Genomic DNA, 15,473 nt, shown 5'->3' on the forward strand with positions numbered 1-15,473 from the left:
TGTGTCCTCCAACGCCGGCCTGTGCACCGCCGGCCTGAACATGCACTACGGCAACCGCCAGGTGCTGTGCGACGTGGCCCTGCCGCCCCTGGCCGGGGGCAGCGTGACCGCGCTGATCGGCCCCAACGCGGCGGGCAAGTCGACCCTGCTGCGGGGCATCGCCGGGTTGCACAAGACCTCGGGCCAGGTACTGCTGGACGGCGTCGACCTCAACCGCCTGCCCCAGGTGGAACGGGCGCAGCACATCGTCTACCTGCCCCAGAGCCTGCCGGAACGTACCCGCCTGTGCGCCTTCGAAGCAGTGCTCAGCGCTGCCATGGCCGGGCATCGCACTGGCGGTTTCGCCCCTGGCCGGCCCAGCGCGGCGGTGTTGCACGGGGTCGAACAAGTGCTGCAGGACCTGGACCTCACCGCCCTGGCCGACCGCCCGATCGACGCCCTCTCCGGTGGCCAGCGCCAACTGGTGGGCCTTGCCCAGGCCCTGGTGCGCCAGCCCCGGGTGCTGCTGCTGGACGAACCCACCAGCGCCCTGGACCTGTACCACCAGTGCCAGGTAGTGGAAGCCATCACCCGGGCCACCCACGAGCGCCAGTTGATCACCCTGGTGGTGGTCCACGACATCAACCTGGCCCTGGGTTTCAGCCAGCAGGTGGTGGTGCTGCACCATGGCCGCCTGGCCGCCGCCGGGCCGGCCCTGGAGGTGATCAACCCACAACTGCTGCGCGACGTCTACGGCGTCGACGCCAGCCTGGAACAGGTACGCGGTCGACCGCTGGTGATGGTCGACGGCCGCCTGCCCTCTCACTCAGCCCTGGGATAAACCATGACCAACGCTCAACAGCTGCCCCTCGACACCCTGGACACGCCCCAGGCCGCCCCGGCCTTCGACCTGCGCCCGCTGCTGCTGGCCAACCTGGCCTGCACCATGGCGATGATGGCGTTCGTTTCGCTGATCGGCCCCATTGCGCGGATTCTCGGCCTGGCCACCTGGCAGGCAGGGATGGCGGTGACCGTCTCCGGGGTGATCTGGATGCTCCTGGCCCGCCCCTGGGGCCGGGCCAGCGATCGCCTCGGTCGGCGGCGCATCCTGCTGCTGGGCACCGGCGGCTTCACCCTGGCCTTTCTCGCCCTCAGCCTGTTTATCGACGTGGCGCTGCACGCCCTGCCTTCGGCGCTGCTGGCGTTTGCCGGGTTGCTGCTGGGCCGCGGCCTGATCGGGGTGTTCTATGCGGCAATCCCGGTGGGCGGCTATGCGCTGATCGCCGACAACATCGAACCCGAGCATCGCGCCCGGGCCATGGCGTCCCTGGGGGCGGCCAACGCCTGCGGGCTGGTCCTGGGGCCGGCGCTTGCCGCATTGCTGGCGCGCCACAGTCTGAGCCTGCCGTTCTATGTGCTGGCGGTGCTGCCGCTGCTGGGGTTTGCCTTCCTCAAGGCACGGCTGCCGCGCCAGGAACTGCACCTCAAGCAGCCGCCCAAGCCGGTGAGCCTGGGCGATCCGCGCCTGCGCCGGCCGCTGGTGGTGGCGTTCGTCTCGATGCTGTGCGTGGCCATGGCGCAGATCACCGTGGGCTTCTTCGCCCTCGACCGCCTGGGCATGAGCCCGGCCGACGCGGCGCAGACCGCCGGCATTTCCCTGACCCTGGTGGGGGTGGCGCTGATCGCCTCGCAACTGGTGGTGCGCAAACTGGAATGGCCGCCGCTGCGGATGATCCGCATCGGCGCCCTGGTGGCGGCGCTGGGCTTTGTCACCAGCATTCTCGCGGCCCAGGCCTGGGTGCTGTGGCTGGGGTTCTTTGTTTCGGCCGCCGGCATGGGCTGGATCTTCCCCTCCTTCGCCGCCCTGGCCAGCAACTCGGTGGACGCCGCCGAACAAGGCGCCACGGCCGGCTCCATCGGCGCGGCCCAGGGCCTGGGGGTAGTGGTCGGGCCCCTGGCCGGGACCCTGATCTACGGGCTGGAGCCACGCCTGCCCTACCTGCTGGCGGCGCTGCTGCTCGTACTGGTGGCCTGCTGGCCCGTAGCCCGACGCCGGTAACCTTCGGGCGAACGACGCGCATTATCGAAACCCTGCGGCCCTGTAGCCGCTGCCGAGCCTGCGGCGAGGCTGCGAAAAGGTCCGCAGGACCTTGCTTGACGATCGACCGCCGAACCTCTATCGGCCTCAAGAGCGCCGCGCCCCTGCGACGGAGTGCCGCCCAGACCGTTCGCAGCCTGCGGCAGCGGCTACACGCTGGTGCGGCTCATGCGGCCCAGGGCCAGGCTGTACAACAGCAAGGCCAGGGTCGCCAGGGCGCCACCCGCCAGGCCGACATAGGCAAAGCCCAGCTGCCCGCCGACCCAACTGCCCAGCAGCGCACCGCCGCCAATGCCGATGTTGTAGATGCCGGAGAACATCGCCATGGCCACGTCGGTGGCGTCCGGCGCCAGCACCAGTACCTTGGATTGCAGGGCCAGGCCGAAGCCCATGATCGCCATGCCCCAGAACACACTCAGGGCCACCAGCGACCAGACGTGGCCATTGAGCGGCAACAGCAGGCTCAGGCACAGCGCCAGCAGCGCCACCGCGGTCAGTAGAAACCCCTGGGGGCTGTGGCGGTGCAGCCAGCTGAACAGCAGCGAGCCGATGATCCCGGCGCCGCCGAACACCAGCAGGACCAGGGTCACCACTTCGCCCCCCAGGCCCGCCGCCACCTTGATGAAGGGCTCGATGTAGCTGTAGGCGGTGAACTGCGCCGTCACCACCAGGGCGGTAAGCACATAGATCGCCACCAGCGCCGGGCGCTTGAACAGCAGCGGCAGGCTGCGCAGGGAACCGGAGTTCTGGCTCGGCAGCAGCGGCAAGGTGCGTATCAGCCACAGCACCAGCAGGCCGGCCATGGCCGCGATCACGCTGAACGTGGTGCGCCAGCCCAGGGCCTCGCCCAGCAAGCGGCCCAGGGGAATGCCCAGGACCATGGCCAGTGAGGTGCCGGTGGCCAGCAGCCCGAGGGCCTGCACCTGCTTGCCCGGCGGCGCCAGGCGCACCGCCAGGGACGCGGTGATGGACCAGAACAGTGCATGGGCCAGGGCCACGCCGATGCGGCTGAGCATCAGCAGGCCGAAGTTGCTGGCCAGGCTGGAGAACACATGGCTGACGATAAACAGCCCGAACAGCACCGTGAGCAGCTTGCGCCGTTCGATGTTGCGGGTCAGCAGCATCACCGGCAGCGAGGTCAGGGACACGATCCAGGCGTAGATGGTGAGCATCAGACCGACCCGCTCGGTGGGCAGGTCGAAGCTGGCGCCAATGGCGCTGAGCAGGCCCACCGGCACGAACTCGGTGGTGTTGAAGACAAAGGCCGCCAACGCCAGCGCGATGACCGGCTGCCAGTTGCCTTGGGGTGTCGCCGCGGAATCACTCATGGGGGGGCGTCATACTCTTTCGATGATGGAACGGGTCCGGGACCCGCTGAAAAAATGCACAACCCGGGCCAGCATCACTGCTCCCGGATTGCGGGCAAAGGCTCCCAGGCGGAGCCAGGGTGCAGCGCCGCTTCAATTCCCTTGGGCGGTTCGCGCAAAGACCTGCATGGCCAGCGCCACGCCCTGCAGCAGGCGCGCCGCACTGACGCCGTCGCGGGCTTGCACCGACAGCCCGTGGAGCACCGTAGAGTAATAATCGCCCAGGGAAGTTGCATCGCTGTGGCCGGGCAATTCACCCGCCTGCTGCGCGGCTTCCAGGCGCTGGATAATGCTTGCGGTACGCGCCCGGCGATGTTCGGCCAGCCATTCGCGCACGCTGTCGTTGTCGCTTGAGCAGTTCACCGCCGAGGCCACCACCATGCAGCCACGGGGGCCGTCGGCCCGGGTGTAGAGTGCCACCGCTTCTTGCAGCATGCGCTCGATGGCGACGTAGGCGCAGGGCTCTTGCAGGGCCAGGTCGGCGAAACCGCCTTCCTGGCTTTCGTACAGCTCGATGGCCTCGCGAAACAACGCCTCCTTGGAGCCGAAGGCGGCATAGATGCGCGCCGAGGCGATGCCCAGGGCCGCCACCAGGTCGGCCATGGAGGTGGTTTCGAAACCACGGCGCCAGAACAGTTCGAGCGCCTGGCGCAGTGCCTGGTGACGGTCGAATTCGCGGGGTCTTCCAGCCATGGGGGTCGGGTATCTCGTCGGGACAGGGAAGGTGCTCGGTTGAGCCCGAACAGCCGGTTGGCGCAGGGCGCCGGGACGAAATGATATTAGATTTGCGCCGGTCGCGGCCAATTTCCGTGGCCGCGGCCTTGCCTGCGCCCTGCCTCAGTCACGGCCCTCCTGCAGAAACGGCAGCAGCAGCGCGAGAAACTCCTCCGGTGCCTCTTCCATGATGAAGTGCCCGCAGTCCTCGACAATGGCCCCGCGCAGGTCATTGGCATGGCCCTGCAGGGTCAGCAGAGGTGCATCGTTGGTGGCGTGCTCGGCACCAATGGCCAGCACCGGCATGGTCAGCGGCCGCTGCGCGCGCAGCTGATTCTGGCGCACCGTCTCGGGGATCGCCCGGTAATAGGCGAAGCCTGCGCGCAACCCGCCCGGGGCAGCGTAGGCCTCGATGTAGACTTCGGCGGCCACCGCCTCGCGGCGATGGGACCAGTGGTCGAAGATGTAATTCAGATAGGCCCGCTCGCGCCCGGCGATCAAGGCTTCCGGCAAATCCCGCAGCTGGTTGAACATGAAGTGCCAGAGAAAGATGTTCTGCTCCGGCGCGACGAAAATCGGTGGTGCATCCGCCAGCCCGGGGATCACCGCCTCGGTCAGCGCCAGGCGCTCCACCGCCTGCGGATGGTCGCTGGCCAAGGCGTAGGCGATCCACATGCCGACGTCGTGGCCGACCACGCTGTAGCGCTCGAAACCCAACTGCCCCATCACCTGGTGCAGCACCCCGGCCACATGGCCGGTGTCGTAGCCGTGCTCAGGGCGGTCGGACTGGCCGCTGCCCGGCGGGTCCACGGCAATGGCCTGGAAGCCTTGGGCAGCCAGGGCCTGGATCACCTGACGCCAGGCGTACCAGGTCTGCGGCCAGCCGGGAATCAGCAGCACCGGCCGGCCCGTGCCGGCGGTGACACAGTGGATGCGCTGGCCATCGACGCGCACATAGCGGTGAACCAGGTCGAGGCTGTCGGCCTGGAGGGTGTCAGTCAAAGCGTTCATGGTGTGTTCTCGCTGAAGGGTCAGGCAATGCCGAGCATGGCGTTGATCTGTTGGCGGTCGATCTGCGCGCCGGCGAAGTCGTCGAAGATGCGCTGGGTGACCTGGATCATGTGCCGGTTGATGAACTCGACACCTTCCCGGGCGCCATCCTCCTGATCCTTGAGGCAGCACTCCCACTCCAGGGTCGCCCAGCCCGGGTAGTCGTATTGCGCCAGCTTGGAAAAGATCCCCTTGAAGTCCACCTGGCCATCGCCCAGGGAGCGGAAGCGCCCGGCGCGCTCGACCCAGGCGCTGTAGCCGCCGTAGATGCCCTGGCGGCCGCTGGGATTGAACTCGGCATCCTTGACGTGAAACATGCGGATGCGCTCGTGGTAGATGTCCAGGTAACTCAGGTAGTCCAGCTGTTGCAGCACGAAGTGGCTGGGGTCGAAGAGGATGTTGCAACGCGGGTGATGGTCCACCAATTCATAGAAGCGTTCGAAGCTGGTGCCGTCGTGCAGGTCCTCGCTGGGGTGGATCTCGTAGCACAGGTTGACCCCCTGCTCGTCGCAGGCATCGAGGATCGGCCGCCAGCGCCGCGCCAGCTCGTCGAACGCCGTCTCGATCAGGCCTTCGGGGCGCTGGGGAAAGGGAAACAGATAAGGCCAGGCCAGGGACCCGGAAAAGGTCCCCAGCTCACTCAGCCCCAGGCGTCGCGAAGCCTTGGCCGCCAGCTTCATCTGCTCCATGGCCCAGGCCGTTCTGGCTTGCGGATTGCCCCGCAGCGCTGGCGGCGCGAAGTTGTCGCACATCGCATCGTAGGCCGGGTGCACCGCCACCAGCTGGCCGAAGATATGGCTGGTCAGCTCGCTGATCTGCAGGCCCTTCTGCGCCAGCTGGCCCTTGAGTTCATCGCAGTAGTCCTGGCTCTCGGCCGCCGTGGCGACGTCGAACAACCGCGCATCCCAGGCAGGGATCTGCAGCGCCTTGAAACCCAGGTCGGCGGCCCATTGGGCAATCGCCGGCAAATTGTGGAACGGCGCCGTCTCGGCGCTGAATTGCGCCAGATGCAGGCTGGGCCCCTTGAGGGTTTTCATCGAACTGCTCCCTATTCTTTGTCGGTCGACAAAGAATAGGGATACGCTCTGGCCGCGTCAATCATCGCCGTGCAGAAAAGTGTTTGGCCGTGAGGCCGTTCGCCCGTAGGTGCTGGCTTGCCAGCGAAGGCGTCGCAGTGGTCGACAAGGCAAAAAAAAGCCCGCGATGAAGATCGCGGGCCCGGCCGGCATCCATGCAGCATCACGGCCGGCTATACACCTCACGCCCGGCAAAGTAGGTCTTGAGCACCTGGGTTTGCGCCAGTTGCTCCTGGGGCACCTGGAACACATCGCGGTCAAGAACGATCAGGTCGGCCTGCTTGCCCGGGGCCAGGCTGCCGATCTGCTGCTCCAGGCCAATGGCCCGCGCGGCGTTGCGGGTGTAGGCGTAGAACATGGTTTCCCGGTCGATGCCTTCGTCCTTGTTCAACACGCCCTTGGGCCCCTTGCGGCTGATGGCCTGGGCGATGGCCTTCCAGGGTTCCGGGGTGCTTACCGGCCAGTCGCTGGCCCCGGCGATGGTGGCGCCGTTCTTCAGCAGCGAGCGGGCCGGGTACATGAACTGGAACTGCATGGCGCTGATGTAGGGCTGGAGCAAATCGATGCTCAGCTCATCGGCGGCGGCCCAGTACAGCTGCATGGAGGCGATCACGTCCAGTGGCTTGAAGCGGGCGAGCTCCTTGGGGTTGACCATCTGCAAGTGGGTGATGGAGTGCACCACCCCACTCTGGCGATCACGCCGCGCCTGCTCGATGCCGTTGAGGGATTCGCGCACCGCGCGGTCGCCAATGGCATGCACATGCACCAGCCAGCCACGGGCATCGGCGGCGCTGACCAGCTCGCCGAAATGCGCCGGGTCGATCAGCAGTTCGCCGTCCTTCTTCGAGTTCTTGTAGGGGGTCAGCAGGGAAGCGGTCTGCGCCGGAAACTCGGCGACACCGTCGGCGAAGATCTTGATCCCCGGCAGGCTCAGGTTCGGCACCCCGAGGAACTGCTGGCGCACCTGCTCCAGCACCTCCAGGTCCGCCGGGCGGCTCTTGGGATTGGCCACCATCAGGGCCGCGACCCGCAGGGTCAGCTCGCCCTTCTGCGCCAGCGCCTTGTACACCGGCAGCACACCGACGGTCTGGGCCGTGGGATGCATGGCGAACAGCGCGTCGCCCGGGGTGGCGTTGGCCGCCGGGTCCATCAGCGCGGTGATGCCCAGGCTCAGGTTGAGGTCGCGGGCGGCGCGCCCAGCGTCGAGCAACTGCTCGAAGCTCGGCGGCGGCAGTTGCGAGGTCAGGGCCGAGAGCCCGGCATCGGCGACAAAACCGTTGGGGCTGCTGTCCGGGTGATGGCCGATGGTGGCCTGGGCCTCGCCCTGCAGCGCCTTGACCCGCGCGGCGTCTATGCCGCCGCGCTTGAGCATGGCGCGGTTGGCCCAGCCGGTGTGGTAGTCCCAGCCAACGAACAGAATCGGTACATCGGCCCATTCGCCCTGGTTGAAGCGCTGTTCCAGGGCGTCCACCTGGCTCCAGTAGGTCGAGGGAAAACCGCTGACGCTGAGGATCTCGCCATGCCGCGCCTTGCCGTCATCGCGCCAGCCGCGCAGGCGCTGCTCCAGCTCGTCCAGGGGCAGCTGCCGGGTTTCCAGGTCGGCGGCCTTGAGCTTCAGGCCCCCGAAGATGGCATGACTGTGGCTGTCGATGAACCCCGGCATCAGCACCTTGCCCTGCAGGTCGATGACCTGGGTGCCCGGGGCCTTCAGCGCCAGCACCTGGACATCGCTGCCGACCATGACGATACGCCCCTGCTCTACCGCCACCGCCTGTTGCAGGGGCTGGCCCCGCTCGGCGGTGAACACCTTGGCGTTGTGCAGCACCAGGTCCACCGCGGCCTGGCTGTGCAGCGAGACCAGGGCCAGGGCCGAGGCCAGCGTGATATTCAGCGTCTTTTTCATTGTTGTTCGCACCCTTGGCTCAGAATGCGCCAGAGACTAGCCAAGTCACCGGTGCTTAAGAATACTGCTTCGCGCAACCCATCCTTTCCAAAGAGGCAAGACTGCAATGGACCAGCTGGGCGCCATCACCATGTTCGTGACCACGGTCGATCAGGGCAGCTTCACCCGCGCCGCCGCGTGCCTGGGCAAGACCACCTCGGCCCTGACCAAGGCAGTGAGCCACCTGGAGAGCCAGCTCGGCACCCGCTTGCTGGAGCGCTCCACACGCCGGATCGCCCTCACCGAGGCCGGGCATATCTACCTGGCCAGCGCCCGGCAGGTATTGCGCCAACTGCAACAGGCCGGGGAAGACATCGAGCGCCTGCAGCAGGAAATGTGCGGCACCCTGCGCCTGGTGGCGCCGCCCTCCTTCGCCCCGGCCTTTCTCAATGGCGCCTGCTACGGCTTTCTTGAGCAGTACCCACAGATGCGCCTGGACGTGGAGCTCACCGACGAATTCGTCGACCTGCAAAGTGGCGGCTATGACCTGGCCGTGCGCGACGGGCCGGTGGAGCTGCCGGACCTGATCGCCCGCCCGCTGACGGCCAACCGCATCCTGCTCTGCGCCAGCCCGCGCTATCTGCAGCGCCAGCCCTTGCCGGTGACCCCGGCGCATTTTGCCGAGCATGACTGGCTGATCTTCCGTCACCCGGCACTGAACCCGCATTTCTGGCGCTTCACCTTGAATGGCGAGCAGCAGCGTGTGCCCCAGCCGGTGCCGCGGCTGGCCAGTGACAATTACGATTTCCTGTTCGGTGCCCTACTGGCCGGGCTGGGCCTGCAACTGTGCCCGCAGTGGAGCGCCGCGCCCTACCTGCGTCGCGGCGAGCTGGTGCAACTGCTGCCCGAGGCGCAGCTGGACCCGGAGCAGTTCGGCCCGAGGATCCATGTGATCTACCCCGCCCACCGGCGCCAGACCCGCAAGCACCAGGCGTTCATCGAATGCCTGAACCGCTACCTGGACGAGCAGCAATTGCATTGATGGGCCAGCTCCCGGCCCATCTGGCACTGGCAGCCCCGTCGAGTGCTGCCGCAGCCACCACGGGTCGGATTGCGCCAGAGCCCAGGCACACCCTCAACCAGTGGTTTGGCCGGGCAATGAATACTGGGGCAAATAGGCTTTTGCGATTGAGTGAATATCTCATCATGAATGTGACTAAAGACCTGGTGAAATCAATTCATTAGTACTCAATTAATAGCTCGACATAAGATGCGCCTCAATAATAGACAACATAAAGACTACCGAGCAAAAGCAGCCAGGAACAAAACTGGAAAGCACTGAAAGCCAATAAACAAGTTCAGAACTTATCTCGGAAATCAGGATGCCAGATCACAATGAACAACGACTTCACATTCACCATCAAGAGCATTTGCTTCGACGAAGATTATCACCCGTCCGAGAATACGCGCATCACCACCAACTTTGCCAACCTGGCCAGGGGCAAGAGTCGCCAAGAGAACTTGCGCAATACCTTGAGGATGATTGACAACCGCTTCAATGCCTTGGCGCATTGGGATAACCCCAAGGGCGATCGTTATGCAGTCGAGCTTGAAATCATCTCCGTGGAGATGGACATCGACACTCGAAGCAGTGGCCATGCCATCCCCCTGATTGAAATATTGAAAACCAATATTTTCGATCGAAAGACCAACGAACGCTTTGAGGGCGTTGTAGGAAACAACTTTTCCTCTTACGTACGGGACTACGACTTCAGCGTGCTGTTGCCGGAGCACAACAGGGAGCGACCAAAGTTCAGCATTCCGGAAAACTTCGGAGAGCTGCATGGAAAGCTATTCAAGCACTTCATCAACTCCAGCACTTACAAGGAAAACTTCAACAAGCCACCGGTGATCTGCCTGAGCGTTTCGAGCAGCAAGACCTACCATCGGACTGAAAACCAGCACCCTGTACTGGGCATTGAATACCAGCAGGACGAATATTCTCTAACAGATGAATACTTCAACAAGATGGGGTTGAAAGTTCGTTACTTCATGCCGTCCAACAGCGTTGCGCCTTTGGCTTTCTACTTTGCCGGCGATTTGCTCAGTGATTACACCAACCTGGAACTGATCAGCACCATCAGCACGATGGACACCTTCCAGAAGATTTACCGGCCAGAGATCTACAATGCCAACTCTGCAGCAGGCAAATCCTATCAACCGAGCCTGAAGCACCAGGACTATTCATTGACTCGAATTGTCTATGACCGAGAAGAACGTAGCCGCCTGGCGATTGAGCAAGGGCAGTTTGTCGAGAACAACTTCATCAAGCCATACCAGACCATTCTTGAGCAGTGGTCCGCCAATTACGCTCTTTGACTCATCAAAAATACAAGGTCACCCATGATGAAAAAGTTGTTACCCACTTCAACTGCCGGCAGCTTGCCTAAACCTTCCTGGCTTGCACAACCTGAAACACTCTGGTCGCCCTGGAAGTTGCAAGAGGAAGAACTGGTTGAAGGCAAGCAGGACGCCTTGCGCTTGTCACTGCAAGAACAACAGCAAGCAGGCATTGATATCGTCAGTGATGGCGAGCAGACACGTCAGCACTTTGTCACGACGTTCATCGAACACCTCAGCGGCGTTGATTTTGCAAAACGTGAAACCATCAGGATTCGTGATCGCTATGATGCGAGCGTCCCCACGGTGGTGGGGGCTGTCAGTCGCCAGAAGCCGGTTTTCGTGGAAGATGCCAAGTTTCTGCGCCAGCAGACCGAGCAACCCATAAAGTGGGCGCTGCCAGGCCCGATGACGATGATCGACACGCTTTATGACAGCCATTACAAAAGCCGCGAAAAACTGGCCTGGGAATTCGCCAAGATCCTCAACCAGGAAGCCAGGGAGCTGGAAGCGGCCGGCGTGGATATCATCCAGTTTGATGAGCCCGCCTTTAACGTCTTCTTCGATGAAGTGAATGACTGGGGTGTGGCCACCCTGGAAAGAGCCATTGAAGGTCTTAAATGCGAAACGGCGGTGCACATTTGCTATGGCTATGGCATCAAGGCCAATACGGACTGGAAAAAGACCCTGGGCTCAGAGTGGCGGCAATATGAAGAGGCGTTCCCCAAGCTGCAGAAATCCAGTATCGATATCGTCTCGCTGGAATGTCACAACTCTCATGTCCCAATGGATCTCATTGAACTCATCAGAGGCAAGAAGGTGATGGTCGGGGCCATTGATGTGGCCTCCAACACCATTGAAACACCCGAGGAAGTGGCCGACACCCTGCGCAAGGCATTGCAGTTCGTGGATGCCGACAAACTCTATCCCTGCACCAACTGTGGCATGGCGCCCTTATCCCGTGGCGTGGCAAGGGGCAAGCTGAAGGCTTTGAGTGCCGGCGCAGAAATCATCCGAAGAGAACTCTCGAACCTGCGCTGAGCTAAAGCCGCAAGTGGTGTGCCAGAGGGGTGAAGCGGTGGATTGTAAAGCCGCCGCTTCACCCCTCTGCGCGCTGTCGGACAGTACCCAATATTCAGGACCCGCCATGTCACTTCCCAGTACGGCTATCGAGCCAATGCGCTTTCGCGAAGCGCTCGGGCACTACGCATCCGGCATCACGGTGATTACCTCGCAGGTTGATGGCGAGCCGCTCGGCTTCACGTGCCAGTCGTTCTATAGCGTGTCGATGAGCCCGCCGCTGGTGTCATTCAGCGTCATGTCCAGCTCGGCCAGCTACCCCAAGATTCGTCAGGCGGGCCGCTTCATGGTCAATATCCTCTCAGGCGAGCAGGTCAGGATTTCCAACCAGTTCGCAAGCAAAGGCACGGACAAGTGGCAGGGAGTTCAATGGCAGGAATCGCCGCTGGGCAACCCGATCATTGCCGGCAGCCTGCACTGGCTCGATTGTGAAATTCATGCCGAACACGTCGCCGGTGACCACCTGATCGTGATCGGTGAAGTCAAGGCGCTGAACCTGCAGCAAGCGGCGGCTGCGCAGCCATTGCTGTATTTCAAAGGTCAATATTGCAACCTCGCGGCCCCGGGCGCAGTGTGAACCCTGGCCGGCACTCCTTCGCTGAGGGCCTGTTTCAGACAGCAAGGTTGCTTGTGAATCGCAGGGACGCTGGCGCCCCGCCTGCGCTCACTCTTGTACCGGAATCTGCCGCAACGGCTTGACCGACTTGAAGGAAAAGCTCGAATAGATCTCCTTCACCGCCGGCAGGGTCTGCAACACTTCACGGGCGAATTCGCCGAAGGATTCCAGGTCCTTGGCCAGTACTTCGAGGAGAAAGTCGTAGCGCCCGGAGACGTTGTGGCAGGCGATGATTTCCGGGATCTCCAGCAGCCTCTGCTCGAAGGCCCGGGCGGTGTCCTGGGAGTGGGATTCCATCATCACGCTGACAAAGGCGGTGACCCCATAGCCCAGCGCCTTGGGCGAGAGGATCGCCTGGTAACCGGTAATCACCCCGCTCTCTTCGAGAATCTTCACCCGGCGCCAGCACGGCGAGGTGGTCAAGGCGACGCTGTCCGCCAGCTCGGCATTGGTCAGCCGGGCGTTGTCTTGCAGGGCGATCAGCAGGGCTTTGTCGATACGGTCCAGATCGAGGGGCATGTCTTACCTTTTTATCTTATTTTTATGGTTATTTATTCCAATTATTCGGTTCTAAAGGGCCGATATTGGAAATTATTGCGCCGGATTTGAGCATAGCATTAGAGTAAATCCGGGAGCGTTCACCATGAACAATAAAAACAGTGACCTTGGTTTTTCCACCCGTGCCATCCATCACGGCTACAACCCCCAGGAGCATCAGGGCGCGCTGATCCCGCCGATCTACCTGACCTCCACCTTCACCTTCGCCACCGCCGAATATGGCGCCGGCTGTTTTGCCGGTGAAGAACCCGGCTACTTCTATACCCGCATCGGCAACCCGACCCTGGCGTTGCTGGAAGCGCGCATGGCCGCCCTGGAAAACGGCGAAGCGGCCGTGGCGTTCGGCTCCGGCATGGGGGCGATTGCCGCGACCTTGTGGACCCTGCTGCGCCCGGGCGACGAGGTCATCGTCGGCCAGACTTTGTACGGTTGCACCTTTGCCCTGCTACACCACGGCCTTGGCGAATTCGGCGTCAAGGTACGCCATGTCGACCTGACCGACCTGGGCGAGCTACGGGCGGCCATCGGCCCGGCCACGCGGATGATCTATTTCGAAACCCCGGCCAACCCCAACATGCAACTGGTGGACATCGCCGCCGTGGCCCAGGTGGCCCGCCAGCATCCCGGCCTGCTCGTGGCGGTGGACAACACCTACTGCACACCTTACCTGCAGCGCCCGCTGGAACTGGGCGCCGACCTGGTGCTGCACTCGGCCACCAAGTACCTCAGCGGCCATGGCGACATCACCGCCGGCATCGTGGTCACCGGCCAGGCCCTGGCCGAACGCATCCGCCTGCAGGGCCTGAAGGACCTGACCGGCGCGGTGCTCTCGCCCCAGGACGCTTTTCTCCTGATGCGCGGCCTCAAGACCCTGGCCCTGCGCATGGATCGCCATTGCGCCAACGCCCAGGCCGTCGCCCAGTTCCTCCAGGACCACCCCGCCGTGGCCTGGGTCGCCTACCCGGGGCTGGCATCCTTTGCCCAACACGCCCTGGCCGCAAGACAGATGAAGCTGCCCGGCGGCATGATCGCCTTCGAACTCAAGGGCGGGCTGGCCAGCGGGCGACGCTTCATGAACGCCCTGGGGCTGTTCAGCCGCGCGGTCAGCCTGGGGGATGCCGAATCCCTGGCCCAGCACCCGGCGAGCATGACCCATTCCACCTACACCCAGGAGGAACGGGCCGAACACGGCATCGCCGAGGGCCTGGTACGGCTGTCGGTGGGGCTGGAAGACATCGCCGACCTGCTGGCCGACATCGCCCAGGCCCTGGACGCCAGCGCCGAACCCGCGCGCCCCACCCTGGAGGCCGTGGGCCGGATCGGCAAGGCCCTGCCTTGAGCAGGATCAGCACATCTGGCGGCAAAGCCGACTACAACACCCTGCCGGCGCCCGGGCGCCGGCAGTCCAGGCAACACCCGCAACACCCGCAACACCCTTAGAACCGTAACCCACAGGAGTGGAACAACCCATGAGTCGTATCAATAACAAAGCCACCCAACTGCTCAGCGCCATGATCCTTGCCGGCCTGGCCTGCCATTCCATGGCAGCCGACAGCATCCGGATCGGCATCGCCGGGGCCAAGACCGGCCCGGTGGCGCAATACGGTGACATGCAGTTCAGCGGCGCGCGCATGGCCATCGAGCAGATCAACGCCAAGGGTGGCGTCGACGGCAAGCAACTGGTGGCCGTGGAATACGACGATGCCTGCGACCCCAAGCAAGCGGTCGCCGTGGCCAACAAGGTGGTCAACGACGGCGTCAAGTTCGTGGTCGGACACCTGTGCTCCAGCTCCACCCAGCCCGCGTCGGACATCTACGAAGACGAAGGCATCGTGATGATCACCCCGGCCGCCACCAGCCCAGAGCTGACCGCCCGTGGCTACAAGATGGTGTTCCGCACCATCGGCCTGGACAACGCCCAGGGCCCGGCGGCGGCACGCTACATCGCCCAGCTCAAGCCGACCAATGTGGCGGTGCTGCACGACAAGCAACAGTACGGCGAAGGCATTGCCAGCTCGGTCAAGGACATCCTCGGCAAGGAAGGCATCAAGGTGGCGATGTTCGAAGGCATCAACGTCGGCGAACGCGACTACTCCTCGATCCTGGCCAAGCTCAAGCAGGCCAATGTGGATTTCGTCTACTTCGGCGGCTACCACCCGGAAATGGGCCTGCTGTTGCGCCAGGCCAAGGAAAAGGGCCTGACCGCACGCTTCATGGGGCCTGAAGGCGTGGGCAACGACTCGATCTCGCAGATCGCCAAGGACGCTTCCGAAGGCATGCTGGTGACCCTGCCCAAGTCCTTCGACCAGGACCCGGCCAACAAGGCCCTGGTGGAGGCCTTCGAAGCCAAGAAGGAAAACCCCAGCGGCCCGTTCGTGCTGCCGTCCTACTCGGCCGTGGAAGTGATTGCCGGAGGCATCGCCGCAGCCAAGAGCGAAGACCCGGAAAAAGTCGCCGAGGCGATCCACAAGGGCACCTTCAAGACCCCTACCGGCGACCTGAGCTTCGACGAGAAAGGCGATCTCAAGGACTTCAAGTTCGTGGTCTATGAGTGGCACTACGGCAAGCCGAAAAGCGTAGCGGCGGAAAACGCCGGGCTCTAAGCCGGGCACCGGGTGCCGCCTGCCAGGGCAGCGGCGCCCTACCCGTTTCA

General features: G+C 63.7%; 14 protein-coding genes. 8 read left to right on the forward strand and 6 right to left on the reverse strand.

The window, feature by feature from the left end; all coding sequences use genetic code 11:
- Window position 1: 1 nt before the first annotated feature.
- Together PFLCHA0_RS17665 and PFLCHA0_RS17670 are read left to right on the forward strand one after the other, a co-directional pair.
- Entirely contained in the window at window positions 2-820 is an 819-nt protein-coding gene (locus PFLCHA0_RS17665) for an ABC transporter ATP-binding protein (protein WP_227454026.1), read from the forward strand.
- A gap of 3 nt (window positions 821-823) precedes the next feature.
- Window positions 824-2,038, forward strand: a complete 1,215-nt coding sequence (locus tag PFLCHA0_RS17670) for an MFS transporter (RefSeq protein ID WP_015635971.1) — start codon at window positions 824-826, stop codon at window positions 2,036-2,038.
- Between the two features lie 188 nt (window positions 2,039-2,226).
- Here PFLCHA0_RS17670 and PFLCHA0_RS17675 read toward each other — a convergent pair whose 3' ends face one another.
- From PFLCHA0_RS17675 to PFLCHA0_RS17695, 5 genes are all read right to left on the reverse strand, one after another.
- Entirely contained in the window at window positions 2,227-3,405 is a 1,179-nt protein-coding gene (locus PFLCHA0_RS17675) for a sugar transporter (RefSeq protein WP_011061784.1), read from the reverse strand.
- Between the two features lie 132 nt (window positions 3,406-3,537).
- Window positions 3,538-4,137 carry a TetR/AcrR family transcriptional regulator gene (locus PFLCHA0_RS17680; RefSeq protein ID WP_011061785.1) on the reverse strand — a complete coding sequence of 200 codons (600 nt, stop codon included), beginning with the start codon at window positions 4,135-4,137 and terminating at the stop codon, window positions 3,538-3,540.
- Between the two features lie 144 nt (window positions 4,138-4,281).
- Entirely contained in the window at window positions 4,282-5,169 is an 888-nt protein-coding gene (locus tag PFLCHA0_RS17685; RefSeq protein ID WP_015635972.1) for an alpha/beta fold hydrolase, read from the reverse strand.
- Between the two features lie 20 nt (window positions 5,170-5,189).
- The gene (locus PFLCHA0_RS17690; RefSeq protein WP_015635973.1) at window positions 5,190-6,245 is read right to left on the reverse strand and encodes a sugar phosphate isomerase/epimerase family protein; all 1,056 of its coding nucleotides are present in this window, start codon (window positions 6,243-6,245) and stop codon (window positions 5,190-5,192) included.
- A gap of 202 nt (window positions 6,246-6,447) precedes the next feature.
- Complete coding sequence (locus PFLCHA0_RS17695; RefSeq protein WP_015635974.1) at window positions 6,448-8,187, reverse strand: amidohydrolase; 1,740 nt, start codon at window positions 8,185-8,187, stop codon at window positions 6,448-6,450.
- Window positions 8,188-8,293: 106 nt separating this feature from the next.
- On the opposite strand from PFLCHA0_RS17695, the gene PFLCHA0_RS17700 reads away from it, so the two are divergent.
- The 4 genes from PFLCHA0_RS17700 (at window position 8,294) to PFLCHA0_RS17715 (ending at window position 12,223) form a co-directional block, all read left to right on the forward strand.
- On the forward strand, window positions 8,294-9,208 hold the full coding sequence (locus PFLCHA0_RS17700; protein ID WP_011061789.1) for a LysR family transcriptional regulator: 915 nt from the start codon (window positions 8,294-8,296) through the stop codon (window positions 9,206-9,208).
- 353 nt (window positions 9,209-9,561) lie between these two features.
- Window positions 9,562-10,545: a DUF1852 domain-containing protein gene (locus PFLCHA0_RS17705; protein WP_015635975.1), complete on the forward strand. Its 984-nt coding sequence runs from the start codon at window positions 9,562-9,564 to the stop codon at window positions 10,543-10,545.
- 27 nt (window positions 10,546-10,572) lie between these two features.
- Window positions 10,573-11,607, forward strand: coding sequence for a methionine synthase (locus PFLCHA0_RS17710; RefSeq protein ID WP_172621748.1), 1,035 nt, complete (start codon window positions 10,573-10,575; stop codon window positions 11,605-11,607).
- 106 nt (window positions 11,608-11,713) lie between these two features.
- Window positions 11,714-12,223: a flavin reductase family protein gene (locus tag PFLCHA0_RS17715; RefSeq protein ID WP_011061792.1), complete on the forward strand. Its 510-nt coding sequence runs from the start codon at window positions 11,714-11,716 to the stop codon at window positions 12,221-12,223.
- Window positions 12,224-12,310: 87 nt separating this feature from the next.
- On the opposite strand, the gene PFLCHA0_RS17720 is transcribed toward PFLCHA0_RS17715, so the two are convergent.
- Window positions 12,311-12,781, reverse strand: coding sequence for an Lrp/AsnC family transcriptional regulator (locus PFLCHA0_RS17720; protein ID WP_011061793.1), 471 nt, complete (start codon window positions 12,779-12,781; stop codon window positions 12,311-12,313).
- A 124-nt stretch (window positions 12,782-12,905) separates the two neighbouring features.
- Here PFLCHA0_RS17720 and PFLCHA0_RS17725 point away from each other — a divergent pair, with 124 nt between their 5' ends.
- Together PFLCHA0_RS17725 and PFLCHA0_RS17730 are read left to right on the forward strand one after the other, a co-directional pair.
- Window positions 12,906-14,159 carry a methionine gamma-lyase gene (locus tag PFLCHA0_RS17725; protein WP_015635977.1) on the forward strand — a complete coding sequence of 418 codons (1,254 nt, stop codon included), beginning with the start codon at window positions 12,906-12,908 and terminating at the stop codon, window positions 14,157-14,159.
- Between the two features lie 130 nt (window positions 14,160-14,289).
- Window positions 14,290-15,423, forward strand: coding sequence for a branched-chain amino acid ABC transporter substrate-binding protein (locus PFLCHA0_RS17730; RefSeq protein ID WP_011061795.1), 1,134 nt, complete (start codon window positions 14,290-14,292; stop codon window positions 15,421-15,423).
- Window positions 15,424-15,473 lie beyond the last annotated feature (50 nt).

Origin of the sequence: Pseudomonas protegens CHA0 (genome assembly GCF_000397205.1) — a bacterium.
GTDB lineage: Bacteria > Pseudomonadota > Gammaproteobacteria > Pseudomonadales > Pseudomonadaceae > Aquipseudomonas > Aquipseudomonas protegens.

Excerpts from the sequence above, each read along its gene's own strand:
- PFLCHA0_RS17670 (WP_015635971.1), top strand. The coding sequence starts at position 824 with ATGACCAACGCTCAACAGCTGCCCCTCGACACCCTGGACACGCCCCAG.
- PFLCHA0_RS17675 (WP_011061784.1), bottom strand. The coding sequence starts at position 3,405 with ATGAGTGATTCCGCGGCGACACCCCAAGGCAACTGGCAGCCGGTCATC.
- PFLCHA0_RS17680 (WP_011061785.1), bottom strand. The coding sequence starts at position 4,137 with ATGGCTGGAAGACCCCGCGAATTCGACCGTCACCAGGCACTGCGCCAG.
- PFLCHA0_RS17685 (WP_015635972.1), bottom strand. The coding sequence starts at position 5,169 with ATGAACGCTTTGACTGACACCCTCCAGGCCGACAGCCTCGACCTGGTT.
- PFLCHA0_RS17690 (WP_015635973.1), bottom strand. The coding sequence starts at position 6,245 with ATGAAAACCCTCAAGGGGCCCAGCCTGCATCTGGCGCAATTCAGCGCC.
- PFLCHA0_RS17695 (WP_015635974.1), bottom strand. The coding sequence starts at position 8,187 with ATGAAAAAGACGCTGAATATCACGCTGGCCTCGGCCCTGGCCCTGGTC.
- PFLCHA0_RS17700 (WP_011061789.1), top strand. The coding sequence starts at position 8,294 with ATGGACCAGCTGGGCGCCATCACCATGTTCGTGACCACGGTCGATCAG.
- PFLCHA0_RS17705 (WP_015635975.1), top strand. The coding sequence starts at position 9,562 with ATGAACAACGACTTCACATTCACCATCAAGAGCATTTGCTTCGACGAA.
- PFLCHA0_RS17710 (WP_172621748.1), top strand. The coding sequence starts at position 10,573 with ATGAAAAAGTTGTTACCCACTTCAACTGCCGGCAGCTTGCCTAAACCT.
- PFLCHA0_RS17715 (WP_011061792.1), top strand. The coding sequence starts at position 11,714 with ATGTCACTTCCCAGTACGGCTATCGAGCCAATGCGCTTTCGCGAAGCG.
- PFLCHA0_RS17720 (WP_011061793.1), bottom strand. The coding sequence starts at position 12,781 with ATGCCCCTCGATCTGGACCGTATCGACAAAGCCCTGCTGATCGCCCTG.
- PFLCHA0_RS17725 (WP_015635977.1), top strand. The coding sequence starts at position 12,906 with ATGAACAATAAAAACAGTGACCTTGGTTTTTCCACCCGTGCCATCCAT.
- PFLCHA0_RS17730 (WP_011061795.1), top strand. The coding sequence starts at position 14,290 with ATGAGTCGTATCAATAACAAAGCCACCCAACTGCTCAGCGCCATGATC.